Origin of the sequence: Streptomyces sp. NPDC006326 (assembly GCF_040612915.1) — a bacterium.
GTDB lineage: Bacteria > Actinomycetota > Actinomycetes > Streptomycetales > Streptomycetaceae > Streptomyces.
Genome location: NZ_JBEXRC010000009.1, coordinates 114,317 through 129,634, shown reverse-complemented (window position 1 = coordinate 129,634; position 15,318 = coordinate 114,317). Strand labels below are relative to the sequence as shown.

The following is a 15,318-nucleotide window of genomic DNA, read 5'->3' as shown; positions in this document are numbered from 1 at the left end:
ATGTCCCAGCCCGTTTCCTACGGCGGCTGGCAGTCCGAGACGACCGGCTTCATGGGCCGGCTGTCCGGGCCCGGCTTCGCGATGGTCGCCGCCGCTTCCCTGCTCGCGCTCCTGCCGTTCAACGTCGGCTGGCAGGCCGCGTTCGTGTGCGTACCGCTCGCGCTGCTCCTCCTCGGCCTTGCCTTCGGGCGGGTCATGGGTCTCAGCGCCGACGAATGGATCTCTCTCGCAGTAAGGCACCAGATCTCCGTGGCTACCCGACGCAACCTCTTCTTCTCCGGCGCCTTCGCCCCGCGCTCCGCGGCCACCGGCCGTCAGCCCATGGACCTGCCCGGCGTGCTGGCCCGCCTGCGGATCCTCGACGCCCCGGACGGGCTCGGCGGCCAGCTCGGCGTCGTCCACGACCCCGTGGCCGGCACCTACAGCGCCGTCGCACGCATCACCTTCCCCGGGCTCGCCCTCGTCGACACCGACAAGCAGACCGCCCGCGTCGCCGCCTGGGCGCAGTTTCTGCGCGGCTACTGCACCGAGGACTCCCCCGTCGTACGGATCGCCGTGCACCAGAGGTGCCTGCCCGACGATGGCGCCGCCCTGGCCTCCTGGACCGCCCGCCACGTCACCGCGGACGCACCGGCCGCCGCCGTGACCGCGCTGACCGAGTTGATGGACGGCGCCGGCCCGGCCGCGGCGGCGCGCGAGACGTACCTGACGGTGACGCTTTCCGCCGCCCGTGCCCGCCTCGCCATCAAGGGCGCTGGCGGCGGGCAGGTCGGTGCCGCGGCCGTACTCGTACGCGAGCTGCATGCGATGGGTCAGGGCCTGTCCACCGCCAGCCTTCAGGTCGTCGAGTGGCTTTCACCCCGCAAGGTGGCCCAGACCGTACGGACCGCCTACGACCCCGAGGCGCAGCAGGCCCTCGCCACCCGCAACGCGGCCGCGCAGGCCCCCGACTGGACCGGCACACCGCCCGGCGTCGACCCGGACCTCGCCGGTCCCGCCGCCACCGAGACAGCATGGGGCGTCTACCGGCACGACGGCGCCTGGTCGGTGTCGTACCAGGTCCGCACCTGGCCGCAGGCCGAGGTGTACGCGACGATCCTCCAGCCCCTGCTGCGCCCGCGGCAGAACGCCCGCCGGGCGATGAGCCTGCTCTACGAACCGATCGGACCTCGCCGCGCCCGCCAGGAACTGGCCCGCGACAAGGCCAAGCGCAGCTCCGCCCGCCACCTGCGCGCCAAGTCCGGCCGCGACGAGAGCGAGGACGAGCGCCGCGAGGAGGCCATCGCCCGGCAGCAGGACGCCGCCCGCGCCTCCGGCCAGGGCGTCATGCGGATGACGGCCGTCCTCACGGTCACCGTCACCGAGCTGGACGAGCTGGAGACGGCCTGCGCCGAACTCCAGGCCGACGCCGCCGCCTCCGGGCTGGAGGTGCGCCGCATGTGGGGCGCCCAGGACACCGGCTTCGCCACCGGCGCCCTGCCGCTCGGACAGGGCCTGCCCGACCGACGGATGGGGTTCTGAGATGGGCCTCTTCTCCCGCCGCCCGGCCGGGGACACCCTCCTCGAAGCCATCGGTATCGACGAGGCCGCCGGCGTCGCCGACCGCCCGCCCGTACCGCTCCCGCCACAGCGGACCGCCCGCGAACGGCGCCGCGCCCGCCTCCTGGAGGACCCGGCCACCTCGATGCGCGTCGCCCCCAGGAAGGGCTGGAGCCAGCCCTTCGCAGGCCGGGCCGCCGCCACGCCGCGTACCGAGGTGGTGCGCGCGGACACCGCGAACGCCGCCGGCCTGTACCCCTTCCTGCACGCCGCGAGCCTGCCGCCGATCGGCGCGTACATCGGCCGCAACGTGCTGACCACGGAGGCCTTCAGCGCCCACCCGGCGGTCTGGGTGAAGGAGGGGCTGTGCACCAACCCCAACGTCATGATCACCGGCATCCCGGGCTCGGGTAAGTCCGCGCACGTCAAGGCCTTGTCCCTGCGGCTGATGGCGTTCGGCCACCGCACGCTGATCGCAGGTGACGTCAAAGGCGAGTACCAGGCCCTGTGCCGTCACCTCGGCGTCGAACCCGTACGCCTCGGCCCCGGCCTGCCCGGCCGCCTCAACCCCCTGGACGCGGGCCCGCTCGGCGCCGGCCTGGAACTCATCAAGGACCCCGCCGAGCTCAAGTCCCGCCTCACCGAGATCCACCGGCGCCGCCTCACCCTCCTCAAGGCCCTCCTCGAACTCCAGCTCCGGCGCACCCTGCTGCCGCAGGAGGAGGAAGCCCTCGACGTGGCCGTACGCGAGGTCACCGGTGAGCTCCACGGCACCGGTACCACCCGCTTCGCCGTGCCGACCCTTCCCCTCGTCTACGACCGGCTGCGCGATCCCACCGATGCCATGGCCCGCGAGCTGCGCATCCGCGACGGCGAAGTCCAGCGGGCGCGGGAGCAGATGGCCTCCATCCGCTCAGCGCTCGGCGGCATGGTCACCGGCCATCTCGGCGGCCTTTTCGACGAGGCGACCTCCATCGACCTCGACTGGGACGCCCCGATCCAGTCCGTCGACATCTCCGCCCTCCAGGAGTACGGGGACGAGACCGTCGCCATGGTGCTGTCCTGCGTCTCGACCTGGGCCCAGTCGGCCATCGACCAGCCTGGCCAGCGGCCGTGGATCGTCGTACGCGACGAGCTGTGGCGGCAGATGCGCTCCGGCGGCGCCACCATGGTCAAGAAGATCGACGCCGACCTGCGCCTGTCCCGGGCGACCGGCACCATCCAGGTCCTGGCCACCCACCGCCTCTCCGACTTCGAATCCGTCGGCGCGGCAGGCTCCGAGGCCGTAGCCATCGCCCGGGACCTCATCGCCTCCTGTGAGACCCGTATCCAGCTGGCCCAGGACACGCGCCCCCTGCAGATCACCCGCGAGGCCATCGGACTCACCGACTCCGAATGCAACCTCATCGGCTCCTGGGGCGCCGGCCAGCGCGGCCGGGCCCTGTGGAAGGTCGGCCGGGGCGGTGGCTCCCATGCCGTCCAGCTGATGCTGTCCCGTACCGAGGAGCGGCTTTTCGAGACCGACGAGAAGATGGTGATCTGACGTGTCCGAGCGCCGTTCCGGACCGGCCGCGGGCGGGCTGGACGACAACACCCTGCTCGCCGCCTACGGCGCCGGCCTAGTCGTCACGGTCGGCGGATCCGTCCTCCTGGCGGGGCCGCTCGCAGGCCTGCTGTCCGGCAACGGCTGGGTCCGCAGCGCCGACAGCGTTCCCGTCACCGTCATGTCGGCGCTCGTCAAGGGGCCCGGCTCCGTCTACCATCCCGCCCCGCCCTCCTGGCTGTTCTACGGGCTGACCGCCACGCTCGTGCTCGCACTCGGCGCCGTCATCGTCAAGGTCGCCACCCTGGTGTCCTTCGGAGGGAAGGCGGGCGGCGCCCAGTGGGGCGGCGCGAGGGTCGAGCGGAAGATGTCTGCGGCGAACGACCCCATGAAGCGGATCAACCGCATCACCGCGGGGCGCGGCCTGAGGACGAAGGACGTCGTGGCCGCCCAGCCCAACATCTCGGCCACCGTCTTCGGCGTCCCGGGCTCCTCGAAGACCACCGGTCTGGTCCTGCCCAACGCCGCCGAGTGGCAAGGCCCCCTGGTCGTGACCACCACCAAGGCCGCCGACCTGGACGTCATCTACGCCCGCCGCCGCGCCGTCGGCCCGGTCTGGGTCATCGCCCCGGCCGGTATCCCCGGCCCCGCCACGGACCACTGGTCGCCGGTCGCGTACTGCACCGACGCCAAGGCCGCGGACCGCATGGCCGCCTGGCTGGCCGAGGCCTCCCCCTCCGGCGACGACAAGCGCGGAGCTCCGTGGGTCGCCCAGGCCAAGAGCGTGCTGAAGGGCATCCTGCTGGCCGCCCAGCTCTCCGGCGGCGGCATCGGCGACATGCGCCGCTGGATCACCCTCGGCAAGGACGCCGTCGACCACGTCCGCGCCGTCCTCCTCGCCCACGGCTACACCGAGGTCGCCGACGACTACGCCTCCCCCTGGCTGCGCCTGCACGAAGACGGGGTCGGCTCCATCCAGTTCAGCCTCAACGTCCTGGCCCGCGTCTTCGCCGACGAGGAGGTCCGCGAGACCTGCGCGCGCTCCGACTTCGCCTTCGAGGACTGGCTCGACCGCCGCGGCACCATCTGCATCATCGCCTCCGAGGCCGACGCCGACCGCTTCGCACCGCTGATCAGCTCCCTGATCGCCGGCGCCATCCACGCGGCGGAGGCCCGCTACAACACCTCCGGCCGGCCCATCGATCCCGCTGTCGGGATCCTCGTCGACGAAGCCGGCAACATGCTGCGCTACCCCCGCCTGCCGAACATCCTGACCACGGGCCGCGGCATGGGCATCACCCTGCTGACCGTCTGGCACGACCTGTCCCAGCTCCGGGAGTCCCTCGGCACCCAGAAGGCCAACACGGTGCTCTCCGCCTCCGGCCTGCGCATGCTCCTGCCCGGCTGCGGCGACCTGGAGACCCTGCGCTACTTCTCCGGCCTCTACGGGCGCACCGAGGTCATGAAGACGAGCCACGGCCGCTCCCGCGGCGAACACTCCACCAACACCCAGGCCATCGAGACCGACCTGGCCCCCGTCCACTCCCTCCAGCAGCTCCCCGACTTCACCGCCATCGCCCAGTACACGAATCTGCCGCCGATCAAGGTCAAGATGCGCCTCACCTTCCGCGACAAGGACCTCAAGAAACTCCTGGACCCCAAGGCCGGCATCGCCACGAAGTGACCGACGACGACATGACCGCACGGAGGTGCATGTGTCCGACCCGATGAACCCCGCCGACCTCTGGCCGATGCCGCCGGGCCCCGCCCGGACGCCCGAACCCCAACGCTGGGTGTGGGCGGCCATGGAACCGGCCGAGCGGCGCATCCGCATGCGGGAGCTCGGCGCATGGGTCGACTGGCTGCGCAGGACCTTCGAGCTCCACAACACGATCACCCACTGCTGGTACCGCCACTCCCCCGTCGTCGAGCACCTCACCGCCCTCTACACGGGCTGGATGCGCACGTACGCCGCAGAGCAGGAGCCCGCCCGTGAGCTCGCCGAAGCCGACTGGATCAACACCCTTCACGCCTTCACCCCGCGCCTCCAGCTCGCCGCCTGCGCGACCGGCACCCACCAGGAACCCCCGATGGCCGTCCCTCCGCCCGCCGGCGGCGCCGAGGACTTCGAGCTGTACCTGACGCTGTCCGACGCGACGACCGCCCCGGCGGCCCACCCGGCGGCCGCCGAGCTCCACCGCCGCGAAGCCGAGCTCAACGCCCCGCTGTAGCCGCGTCTCAGATGAAGGAGGCCGAGATGGCCCTCGTAAAGCCGTCGCTCCCGGAACCGGCGTCGGAGCCAGAACGGGAGCGCAGGCGGGAGGCGACCCCGACACCGACCATCCACGACCCCCTCGACGAGTCCGTACTCGAAGCCGTCCTCGAAGCCACCGCCACAGGGCAGACGGCGCACGACACCACGGAGGTACCCGCCATGGCCACATCGACGAATCCGACGGCCGGCGCTGCCACCGACGAGCACGAACGCTCGGGAAGCGGCTCGATGCCGCTGTGGCACGATGCCGACCTCCCGGGCGACGTCCCGGTCCAGCCGAGGCCCGCCCCACACGGCGCCGCTCCGGACGAGGACGTCTGGGCCGCCTGGGACGAGATTTGCACCGGTGTGCCCGCAGCAGAGGTCCAGGGCGCCGTAAGCGCGGATGTGGCGGTCCTGAACCGGACGGCGCAGGCGTCGAGCACAGAGAAGCCCCGGGCGGCAACCGAAGCAAGAGCTACATGGGCGCCGGTGGAACCGGCTCCCACCCTCCCGAGGGTGGCAGAGGCGGTGGCAGCGGTTGATACCGCCGCGGCCGGCGCCGACTCCCACGCAACGAGCCTCGAAAGCCACCCGGAATGGCAGCGCATCCAGACGGTCCGCGGCGCCCTGCGCCATGTGTGGGACGTCATGAAGGAGAAGGCAGGCCCAGCCTGGGACAACCTTCGGGCGGACGTACGGTTCCAGGGCTTCTGGAGGACCATGTCCATCCGGGCCTGCGAGGCGATTTCGGTCCAGGCGGCGGCACTGGCGAACCGCCTCCGCTCCGGAACCGGCGAGCTCCCCGCTGCCGACGCCCTGCTGAAGCTGTCCGACACTACCCTCACCTACAGCACCGTCGCCGAGGTCCACCCGGTATCAGCCTCTGCACCGGTCCGAGAACCGGCCGCCGCCGAGCCCCCCATGCAGCGACTCGTCGAACCGAAGGGCCCGGCGGCGTACGCCACCCGCGAGGACGCCGCGCGGGCAGCGGCAGAGATCAGCGCCCACTTCCAGACTTGGATCAGCAGCCCAATGGGGCAGGAACTCGCTGCCTCCGATCACGTCCGGGTCACCGCATTCCGGGACGCCTGGCAACAACTGCCCCCGCACGACGCCGGCCCGGGCACGGTCGTCGGCCCGTACGGCGCTGTCGCCGAGCGCGCTCAGGCGCTCGCCACCACGGCGGTCGCCCAGGGCCGCTTCGCTCCCGGAGATCTGCAGGCTCTGCAAGCCCTGGCCCAAGCAGCCGACCACCACGCCGCCCGCCTCGCGGTGACACTGCCACCCGGCACGGCCAGGCCGGTCCCGAAGACCGCCGCTGCGGCACCGGCAGTTGCCGCACCGACGCCAGGGCAGGCGCAGGGTGAGGCCAGGCGGCACACCCAGTAGCCAGCCTCGTGGAGGCTGCGCGAGAAGTCCTGCCGGTAGTGGAGCAAACGACGTCGGAACCAACCGCTCCGTCGCGAGTCGCCCATGTCGCCCACCTGGCGGCCAGCGGACGGGACTGGAGGATGGATGGGCGCCCTACTCGGCGGGCGGCTGGCCAATTTGCCCGGCCTCATCCAGCTCCCGGCGGCATGGCGGCATTCGTGTGCGCGATGACCATCGACTGAGTCGGCCGTAGGCCTGCCCTGCTGACCGGGACGTCACTCATAGCCGCCGGGCACGCCATGATGATCAACGTCTTCGCGGCCGACGTGCCGGAAGGATTCGGCTTTGCAGGACTTGCCCTCTTCACGATCGGCGCCAACTTGGCTTTGTTCACCAGAACGGGCTCTGGTCCAACTTCTGTGATGTGACTACTCCCTGTGAATGGCGGCCTTGCTGTAGGTCTCGGCGAGATCGTCTGGAAACTGACGGTGCCGACCGTGTTCGGGCTGATGGTTCTGAGCTGTGGGCGAGGGACTGCTCCGGCTGGAAGAGCTGCTCTTCCTGGCGGATCCGGGGATCAGGGTGGAGTCGGTCCAGGACGATGGCGAGGCGATCCGAGTCGGTGTCAGATGCCGGACGGCCGGTGCTCGGTGCCCCGGCTGTGGAAGCTGGTCCGGGCGGGTGCACGGCTCTTACCTGCGGTTTCCCGCTGACCTCCCTGTGGCGGGACGGCGAGTGGTGCTGCGACTTCGTGTCCGGCGCTTCACGTGCGAAGACGTCTCCTGCAGGCGGCGGACGTTCGTCGAGCAGGTCGCGGGCCTGACCCGGCGGTACAGCCAACGGACCGAACGAATGCGATCGGTGCTGGCCGAGGTCGGCCTCGCCCTGGCCGGTCGTGCCGGTGCCCGGCTGGCCGACGTCTTCGGGGCGAGGACCAGCCGGAACACGCTCCTACGGCTGGTCGATGCCCTCCCGGAACCCCAGCCACAGGTCCTGCGTGTGGTCGGCGTCGACGAGTACGCGATGCGCAAGGGCCGTGTCTACGGGACTGTGCTGGTCGACGTCGAGACCCGCAGACCGGTGGACCTCCTGCCGGATCGCGAGGCAAGCACTGTCGCGGCCTGGCTGGCCGAGCACCCGGGGATCGAGGTCGTCTGCCGCGACCGTGCCCCGTTCTTCGCCGAGGGCTCCAGCATCGGGGCGCCCACCGCGGTCCAGGTCGCCGACCGGTTCCACCTCTGGCGCAACCTCGGCGAAGCGGCCGAGCGGTGCGTCTCCCGCCACCGTCCGTGCCTCCGCGCGACCTTCGCCGCATCGGAACCGCAGAAGTCTCCGGCTCCGGCACCGTCCGAGAGCGAGTCGCCGTGGCCCACCGGGCACCGGTTCGCCGACCGCACCCGCGCAAAGCACGCCATCGTCCACGCGCTGCTGGCCGCCGGCCACAGCCGACGCTCCATCCAGCGACAGCTCGCCATGACCTACCGCACCGTCCAGCGGCTGGCCGACGCCGCGAGGCCGGAAGACCTGTTCCAGGGGCAGTGGCAGAATCGCAGGACCAAGCTCGACGACTTCAAGCCCTACCTGCACGAGCGATGGGCCGAAGGCTGCACGAACGCCTGGACCCTCTGGGAAGAGATCAAGACGTACGGCTACACGGGCGGCTACGGCGCCGTCCGCGCCTACCTCCAGCCGTTCCGCACGTCCCCGACCGCACCTGCAGCCCGTCCGCCGTCCTCGCGCACGGTCACCGGCTGGATCCTGACTCACCCCGACACCCTGCCGGAGAGTGAGCGCCTGAAGCTTAAATCCGTCCTCGCCGACTGCCCCGAACTGGATGCCCTCACCGGGCACGTCCGCGCGTTCGGGAAGATGCTCACCCAGCTCCAGGGTGACCAGCTCCCGCAATGGATCAAGGCGGTCCGCGCCGACGACCTGCCCAGCCTCCACACCTTTGTCAACGGCCTCGAACGCGATCTCGCCGCCGTCATCGCCGGCCTGACATTGCCGTGGAGTTCCGGCGTCGTGGAGGGCCACGTCAACCGGATCAAGATGATCAAGCGCCAGATGTACGGCCGGGCTGGCTTCGACCTGCTGCGGAAGCGAGTCCTGCTGGCCTGACCGTGGCTCTGTTGCTCGACGAGTGGGTCCACTCAGCTGATCGCGAGCGCGACAGGATCCAGGCCCAGCTTGCTCCGGCATGAGTCGACGGCCCGGGTGACCCAGGCAGTCACAGCGTCGCGATCTGGCGCGATCGCGTGAAGCTCACGTGCCTTCTCCTGGGCTTCGACCATCCACGGGGCCAGCGGGGCCTCTCGAAGGACTCGCTCGAATTGATCGCGGGCCGTTTCCGGATCCCCGACCAGGGCGGCCGCGATCCCGGCGTCGAAACTGTCCCAGAAGAATCCCCGCCGCACCGGCCTGGACGTCAGGTATCGGGCAACGTCTGGCAGAGCCGGGAACTTCTCCCGGAGCGCGGTCACGTTCGCAGCCGCCTGCCGGCTGAGTTCGAGTGCCAGCGGCGTGAACTGGTCCTCGGTGCGGAACGGCTCGGGGCTGACTCGGACAGCGTCCACGTGGAAGGCCAGGTGGTCCACGTCGTGCCACAGCCACATCGCACCGACGTGCAGACCGCTGCCGGCAGTACGTGGCGGGGTGAACTCCACAACACCGAGCCACCACCCGTGATCATCGATCCACAGCCGCGACCGCCCGCGCTGGGCGAGGCCGAGCGGGTTCAGGGACTGCCGCGCCGCCGAGGTAGTGATCCGGAGAACCGGACTGCGATCTGCCATGACCGGCATTATCGACCGTCCTACCGACACCCCCGTCGGCACTGAGCGTCACCGCTCCACAGAAGTTGAGACAGAGCCCACCCTCACCTACGGCGGTGGCGGTGACCTCCACCCGATCTCTCCGGCACTCCACGATCAACCGGACCTCGGACACGCACACGTACACGAGCCTGCTCCCCGGGGTCGACCCGGCAGCCGCCGAAGCGGCAGCCCAGCTGGTGCCTCGCGCCCGCTCGGCGAAGGCCTCCCCCACGCGGTCGGCCTCGACCTGAACACCGCCTTCCTCGCGGCTGCGGCCCGCCTGATGGTCCGGGTCAACATGCACCGCAAGCTCCGAACATGGCGGACACAACCGGCCCGTCCCCGCTCGCGGTGCTGTCCGACTGCGTCGTCTACCCGAGCGCGGGGATCTCCCCGCCGGACTTCCTCCCCTACGCGACCAGCGGCAAGCCGCAGCCAGGGGGCTTCCGCCTTGGACCCACCCTGGGCATGGCCAAGGTCCGAGGCGTGTGGACAAGGTTGAGTGCCGGGTAGGGCAGCGCGGCCAGCAGGTCGGCGTCATGGAGGGCGGGCCACGGCTGGAACCGCTCTACTGCCCTAACGAGTGACACATCGTTCCCTACAGCCCCGGTCGGCGTTCACACAGTGACGCGCAGGTATCAGGCAGGACAGGGCAGGGGGGAGGCGCGGGCCTTCTCGGACGAGGCCCTGGTGGCCCTGACTGACGTCATGTGTCGCTTTCGGGTGCCCGGAGTCGGGATCCCAGGTTTCGGGGGCGCGGGCGGCGCGGTATCGCGGCGGCCGGCATCTTCAATCTCGATGTCCACCGCGAGTACGTGGTGGGTCGCTGTTGCGTGCGCTTGGCGTGATGTCGACGACCGGGCCGGGTGCGGCCGGGTGACTGGCGCAGGACCAGCTCGGTCAGCACGTGGAGTGGCTTGAGACGCCGGCTTCCCGTGGCGCGTGGACTTAACGAACGGATGAACGCGGGCAGCGCCGCAGGGCCTCTCGCAGCGAGGAAACAGGAGACCCAGGCATGAGGCAGGCGGCGGAACGCGCGGCGGAGTCGGCCCTTCCCGAGGAGTTGGTGGCCCTGCTGACCGGCCACCTCAACGTAAAGGCGGATGCCGGTGAGCTCTCCGGCAGGACGACGTTCGAGAGTCTCGGCCTGGACTCGCTGGCGCTGATGGAGTTGGTGGTGGCGGCGGAGGAGGAGTACGGAATCGTCCTGCCCGAGGACGCCCTGGACCTGCGCCCGTCTGCGACCTTGGGCGAGGCGGCGCGGGCGTTCGAGCATGCGCGCTGAGATCGCGGTCACCGGGCTGGGGCTGGTGACTCCGGCCGGGCATACGGTGGAGGCGAACTGGGCGGCCCTGTGCCGGGGGCGTTCGCTGGCCTCGACGGATCCCGGCCTGGCGGGACTGCCCGTCGACTTCTCCTGCCGGGTGACCGACTTCGACGCCGAGACGGAACTCGGCCGGGCGTCTGCGCGGCGCGTGGACCGCTTCATCCAGTTCGCCCTCGTCGCCGCCCGGCGGGCCGTCGCGGAGGCGCGCCTCGATCGTCGTACCTGGGAAGCGGAGCGAGTCGGTGTCGTATTGGGCGTGGGATCGAACAGCTTAAGTACGTACACCACCGAGTTCGGCCACCTCGGCGCCGGGCGGCCGGAGCGGGTCTCGCCGCTCGCGCTCCCGCGCAGCGTTCCGAGCATGGCCGCGGGCGAGGTCGCCATCGACCTGGGCGCGCGCGGCCCCAACTTCACCACTGCCAGCGCCTGCGCGTCGGGCGCCACCGCGATCGGAGTGGCCCGGGACCTGCTGCGGTCCGGTACCTGCGACATCGTCCTGGCGGGCGGCAGCGAGTCGGCTTGCTCGCGCATGACGGCCACGTGCTTTACGCGGATGCGGGCGCTGTCCCGGCGCGCGGCGGAACCGGCCCTGGCCAGCCGGCCGTTCGACGCGCAACGTGACGGCTTCGTCCTGGGCGAGGGCGCCGGCATCCTCGTCCTCGAACGCGTCCGCACGGCTCGGGCCCGCCGGGCTCCCGTCCTGGCGCTGCTGCGGGGTTACGGTGCCGGCGCCGACGCGCACCATCCCCTCGCCCCGCACCCGCAGGGCGACGGGGCGGTCCGCGCCATCCACACCGCTCTCGCCGATGCCGGGTGCGAGGCGGGGAACGTGGGCCACGTCAACGCGCACGGCACGTCCACGCCGCTGAACGACGCGGCCGAGGCACGAGCCCTCGTCCGCGTCTTCGGTGACGACGGGCCGCCGGTCACCGCGTCCAAGGGCGTGATCGGGCACGCGCTGGGGGCGGCCGGGGCGATCCAGGCGGCGTACACGGTTCTCGCGCTGCGCCATGCGGCCGTCCCGCCGGTGGCGAACTTCGAGGGCCAGGACGGGGACCACAAGCTGGACATCGTCGCGGGACGTCCTCGCCCCACGCGCGGCGACGCGGGGATCAGTTGCTCCTTCGGCTTCGGCGGCCAGAACGCCGTGCTGCTGTTCACGGCTTCCTAGTGGGAGACGAAGCATCCGGATCGGATGCATTACGGAGGCCACGGATGGATGCGGTGCGGTTCCGGGCCTGGCTGGTGGTGGTGAGCGCCCTGCTGGCGGCGGTGTGCGCGGGGCTGCTGGCCCCGGTCGCCCTCTCGGCGCTGAGCACGGGCGGCGCGGTTGCGACGGACACGGAGGCGACGCGCGCCAGACGGCAGGCAGAGCGGCTCGGCGTGCCCTCGCCCGATCTGCTCCTGGCCGTTTCACAGCGCACCGGCGGTGGTCGCCAGGCCCGCGTCCCGGCGGGCATCACAGCGGTGACGGAGACGCTGGCCGGGCAGCGCGACGTCAAGGCCGTGTGGTCGGCACAGACCACCGGTGACACGTGGCTGCGCTCCAAGGACGGACGGACCCTGCTGGTCGCCGTACGGCTGAAGGGCACGGACAAGGAACGTAAACAGGCGGCGCCGGGTGTGGTGGCGGCGGCCCGCGCGGCCGTCCCGGGGATGCGGGTGGAGCCCAGCGGCGAGGTGTGGGCCAACCGGGAGATCGACGAGACCATCGAGCGCGATCTGAGCCGGGCCGAATTGCTGGCTGCGCCGGTGCTGTTTGTCGTCCTGCTCTTCGCCTACGGGTCCGTGGTGTCCGCGCTGCTGCCCGTGGTCGTGGCCGCGCTGGCCATCGGCTGCACCCTCCCGGTGCTGGGCCTGCTGGCGCAGGTGGCCGACGTGTCACGGGTCGCGGTGAACGCCGCCTCGGCGATCGGTTTCGGCCTGGCCGTCGATTACAGCCTCTTCCTGCTGGCCCGCGTACGGGAGGAGACCTCGCGGGGCGCGGACCTTCACACGGCGCTGGCGGCCGCCCGCCGATCCAGCGGCCGTTCGGTCGTGTTCTCTGCCGCAGCCGTCACCGTATGCCTCGCCACCGCCTTCGTGGTGCCAGTGCCGATGCTGCGCGCAATGTCCCTGGCGGGCATGATCGTCACCGTGCTGGCGGCGCTGATCGCCCTGACCGTGCTGCCCGCCTGTCTGCGGCTGCTCGGCCCCCGGGCCCAGGCATGGGACCCGCTGGCCCGGTGGCGGCGTGCCCGTACCGGGGACGGGAGTCGCTTCTGGCATTGCACGACGTCCGCGGTCACCGCACGGCCCCTCCTCTCCGGCGGCCTGGCGGTGCTGCTGCTGGCCCTGCTGGCCCTGCCCTTCACCCATGCACGGCTCGGCATTGTGGACGAACGCACGCTGCGTCCGTCGGCTCCGGCTGCCGCCGCGGCCGAGCGGGTGCGCGCCGAGTTCACCGCGCCACCGGAGCGGCTCCTCGTCGTGGTCGTCACCGGACCGCGGGCGGCGGACGGTGCACCGGCGTATAGCGACCGACTCGCCCGTGTCCCGGGCATCACCGGTGTCCGCGTGGTGCGTGCGGCTCCGTCAGCTGAGGCGGTCGTGCTGCTGGCGGCCACGTCCGTCGCCCCCGACACGCCGGAGGCGGGCACCGCGGTGCGCAAGGTACGGCAAACGCCCGCCCCGGGGAGCGTGGTGGTGGGCGGGCGAGCGGCGGAGGTCCTTGACACGGCGGACGCCGTCCTCGGCGCCCTCCCGTGGTGCCTGCTTCTCCTGGCCGCGGGGCTCCTGGCCCTCCTCAGCGCCTTCACCCGCACCGTGATTGCCCCTCTGAAAGCTCTGATCGTGGCCGCCGCCAGCCTCGGGGCGAGCCTCGGCGCGCTCGTCGTCCTCTTCCAGGACGGCCACGGCAGCGCAGTGCTCGGCCACTTCACGGCGACGGGAACGCTGGACGCCTCGATGCTGCTGTTCGTCCTGTTCGTCGCGCTCGCCCTGTCGGTGGACTACGAGGTCTTCCTGCTCGGCCGCATCCGGGAGGAGTACAACCGCTGCGGCGACAACCGCACCTCGATCATCGAGGGCGTCGCCCGCACCGGCCGGCTGATGACGTCCGCCGCGGCAGCCGTGGCGATCTCGACCGCGGCCATGGCCACCTCCCACGTCGCCCTGCTCAAGTTCATCGGCATCGGCGTCGCGCTCGGCGCGCTCGTGGACGCCGTGCTGGTGCGGGGAGTTCTGGTACCCGCCGTCATGGCGGCTCTCGGTCCGGCCAACTGGTGGGCTCCGGCCCGTACCAGGTCCCCGTTGTTGATCACGAAACCCGTGCAGAAAGGCGGAAGCTGATGTCGATGCGTCAGGCGACACATGTCCGCACCCGGCAGTCGGCGGCCGCCGCACCACAGGTGGTGGCGATCCAGACGGCCTTTCCGCCGTACCGATACCGGCAGGAAGAGATCCTGGCCGCTCTGGCCCGCACGACGCTGCTGGAGTCCGAGATGGGCGCTCTGGTACTCCGCAAGATTAAGGCCAGCTCGGGTGTGGAGACCCGCTCGCTGGCCCTGCCGTTGGACAAGCTCGTCGATCTCGCCCGCCGGGAGGACTTCACCGAGCAGAACCGCGTCTGGCTGGACACCGCCATGGACCTGGGGGAACGGGCGCTGACCGGCGCGCTGCGCACCGCAGGGGTCCGGCCGGAGGAGGTCGACGCGGTGATCAGCACCACCGTCACCGGGCTGGCCGTGCCGTCGCTGGAGGCTCGGCTCGCCCACCGGGTCGGGCTGCGGCAGGACGTCAAACGTATCCCGCTGTTCGGCAGCGGCTGCGCCGGAGGCGCTGCAGGTCTGGCCCGGCTCCACGACTACCTACTGGCCCACCCCGACCACGTGGCCGTCCTGCTCGCCGTGGAACTGTGCACACTGGCCTACCAGCTCAAGGACGGCTCCGTGGCGAACATCGTCGCCGGCAGCCTCTTCGGGGACGGCGCGGCCGCCGTCGTGGCCGTCGGAGCCCACCGGGACGGCGGCCCGGCCGGGCCTGAGCTGGTGGACACCCACAGCCTGCTGGTCCCCGGCACCGAGGACGTCCTTGGCTGGGACATCGGCTCCCACGGCTTCCGGATCCTGCTGTCCCCCGAGGTCCCGACGCTCACGGAGAAGCACTTGCCCACGGCCGTCCAAGGCCTCCTCGCGCGCCACGCACTGACCCCGCACCAGATCACGAGCTGGATCATCCACGGTGGCGGACCGAAGGTCTTCACCGCTGTGGAGCAGGCCCTGGACCTGCAGCCTGGCGCCCTGGAGCTCACCCGGCGCTCCGTGGCCGAGCGGGGCAACCTCTCGTCCGTCTCCGTACTGGACATCCTGCACGCGGCCATGGAAACACCGCCCCCCGCGAACGCACCCGGCCTGGTCGCCGCCATGGGGCCGGGGTTCGCCGTCGAACTGGTCCTCCTCCGCTGGTAGGGGCCGCCCGCCGCCACCGA

At 71.6% G+C, this 15,318-nt stretch carries 11 protein-coding genes and 2 pseudogenes; 12 read left to right on the top strand and 1 reads right to left on the bottom strand.

The window, feature by feature from the left end; translation table 11 throughout:
• The 6 genes from ABZ128_RS10310 to ABZ128_RS10285 all read left to right on the top strand — a co-directional run bounded on the left by ABZ128_RS10310 (position 1) and on the right by ABZ128_RS10285 (position 8,828).
• Positions 1–1,521 (top strand): SCO6880 family protein, encoded by a 1,521-nt coding sequence (locus ABZ128_RS10310; RefSeq protein ID WP_356847359.1) that lies wholly within the window; start codon positions 1–3, stop codon positions 1,519–1,521.
• A 1-nt stretch (position 1,522) separates the two neighbouring features.
• Positions 1,523–3,082: a type VI secretion protein gene (locus ABZ128_RS10305; RefSeq protein ID WP_356847357.1), complete on the top strand. Its 1,560-nt coding sequence runs from the start codon at positions 1,523–1,525 to the stop codon at positions 3,080–3,082.
• A 1-nt stretch (position 3,083) separates the two neighbouring features.
• Complete coding sequence (locus ABZ128_RS10300) at positions 3,084–4,766, top strand: type IV secretory system conjugative DNA transfer family protein (protein ID WP_356847355.1); 1,683 nt, start codon at positions 3,084–3,086, stop codon at positions 4,764–4,766.
• Positions 4,767–4,797: 31 nt separating this feature from the next.
• Positions 4,798–5,313, top strand: a complete 516-nt coding sequence (locus ABZ128_RS10295) for a hypothetical protein (protein ID WP_356847354.1) — start codon at positions 4,798–4,800, stop codon at positions 5,311–5,313.
• A 26-nt stretch (positions 5,314–5,339) separates the two neighbouring features.
• The gene (locus ABZ128_RS10290; RefSeq protein WP_356847353.1) at positions 5,340–6,728 is read left to right on the top strand and encodes a hypothetical protein; all 1,389 of its coding nucleotides are present in this window, start codon (positions 5,340–5,342) and stop codon (positions 6,726–6,728) included.
• A 504-nt stretch (positions 6,729–7,232) separates the two neighbouring features.
• Entirely contained in the window at positions 7,233–8,828 is a 1,596-nt protein-coding gene (locus ABZ128_RS10285; protein ID WP_356847352.1) for an ISL3 family transposase, read from the top strand.
• Between the two features lie 32 nt (positions 8,829–8,860).
• Here ABZ128_RS10285 and ABZ128_RS10280 read toward each other — a convergent pair whose 3' ends face one another.
• Positions 8,861–9,502: a hypothetical protein gene (locus ABZ128_RS10280; protein ID WP_356847351.1), complete on the bottom strand. Its 642-nt coding sequence runs from the start codon at positions 9,500–9,502 to the stop codon at positions 8,861–8,863.
• 79 nt (positions 9,503–9,581) lie between these two features.
• Here ABZ128_RS10280 and ABZ128_RS10275 point away from each other — a divergent pair.
• The 6 genes and pseudogenes from ABZ128_RS10275 to ABZ128_RS10250 all read left to right on the top strand — a co-directional run.
• Positions 9,582–9,774, top strand: a pseudogene (locus ABZ128_RS10275) (site-specific integrase); the annotation flags it as partial.
• Positions 9,775–9,812: 38 nt separating this feature from the next.
• Positions 9,813–10,030, top strand: a pseudogene (locus ABZ128_RS10270) (transcriptional regulator); the annotation flags it as partial.
• Positions 10,031–10,538: 508 nt separating this feature from the next.
• Positions 10,539–10,808, top strand: a complete 270-nt coding sequence (locus ABZ128_RS10265) for an acyl carrier protein (protein ID WP_356847349.1) — start codon at positions 10,539–10,541, stop codon at positions 10,806–10,808.
• The gene (locus tag ABZ128_RS10260; RefSeq protein WP_356847348.1) at positions 10,798–12,021 is read left to right on the top strand and encodes a beta-ketoacyl-[acyl-carrier-protein] synthase family protein; all 1,224 of its coding nucleotides are present in this window, start codon (positions 10,798–10,800) and stop codon (positions 12,019–12,021) included. The genes ABZ128_RS10265 and ABZ128_RS10260 overlap by 11 nt, the downstream gene beginning before the upstream one ends.
• A gap of 44 nt (positions 12,022–12,065) precedes the next feature.
• The gene (locus ABZ128_RS10255; RefSeq protein ID WP_356847347.1) at positions 12,066–14,180 is read left to right on the top strand and encodes an MMPL family transporter; all 2,115 of its coding nucleotides are present in this window, start codon (positions 12,066–12,068) and stop codon (positions 14,178–14,180) included.
• Positions 14,181–14,185: 5 nt separating this feature from the next.
• Positions 14,186–15,298, top strand: coding sequence for a type III polyketide synthase (locus ABZ128_RS10250; RefSeq protein ID WP_356847346.1), 1,113 nt, complete (start codon positions 14,186–14,188; stop codon positions 15,296–15,298).
• Positions 15,299–15,318: the final 20 nt, after the last annotated feature.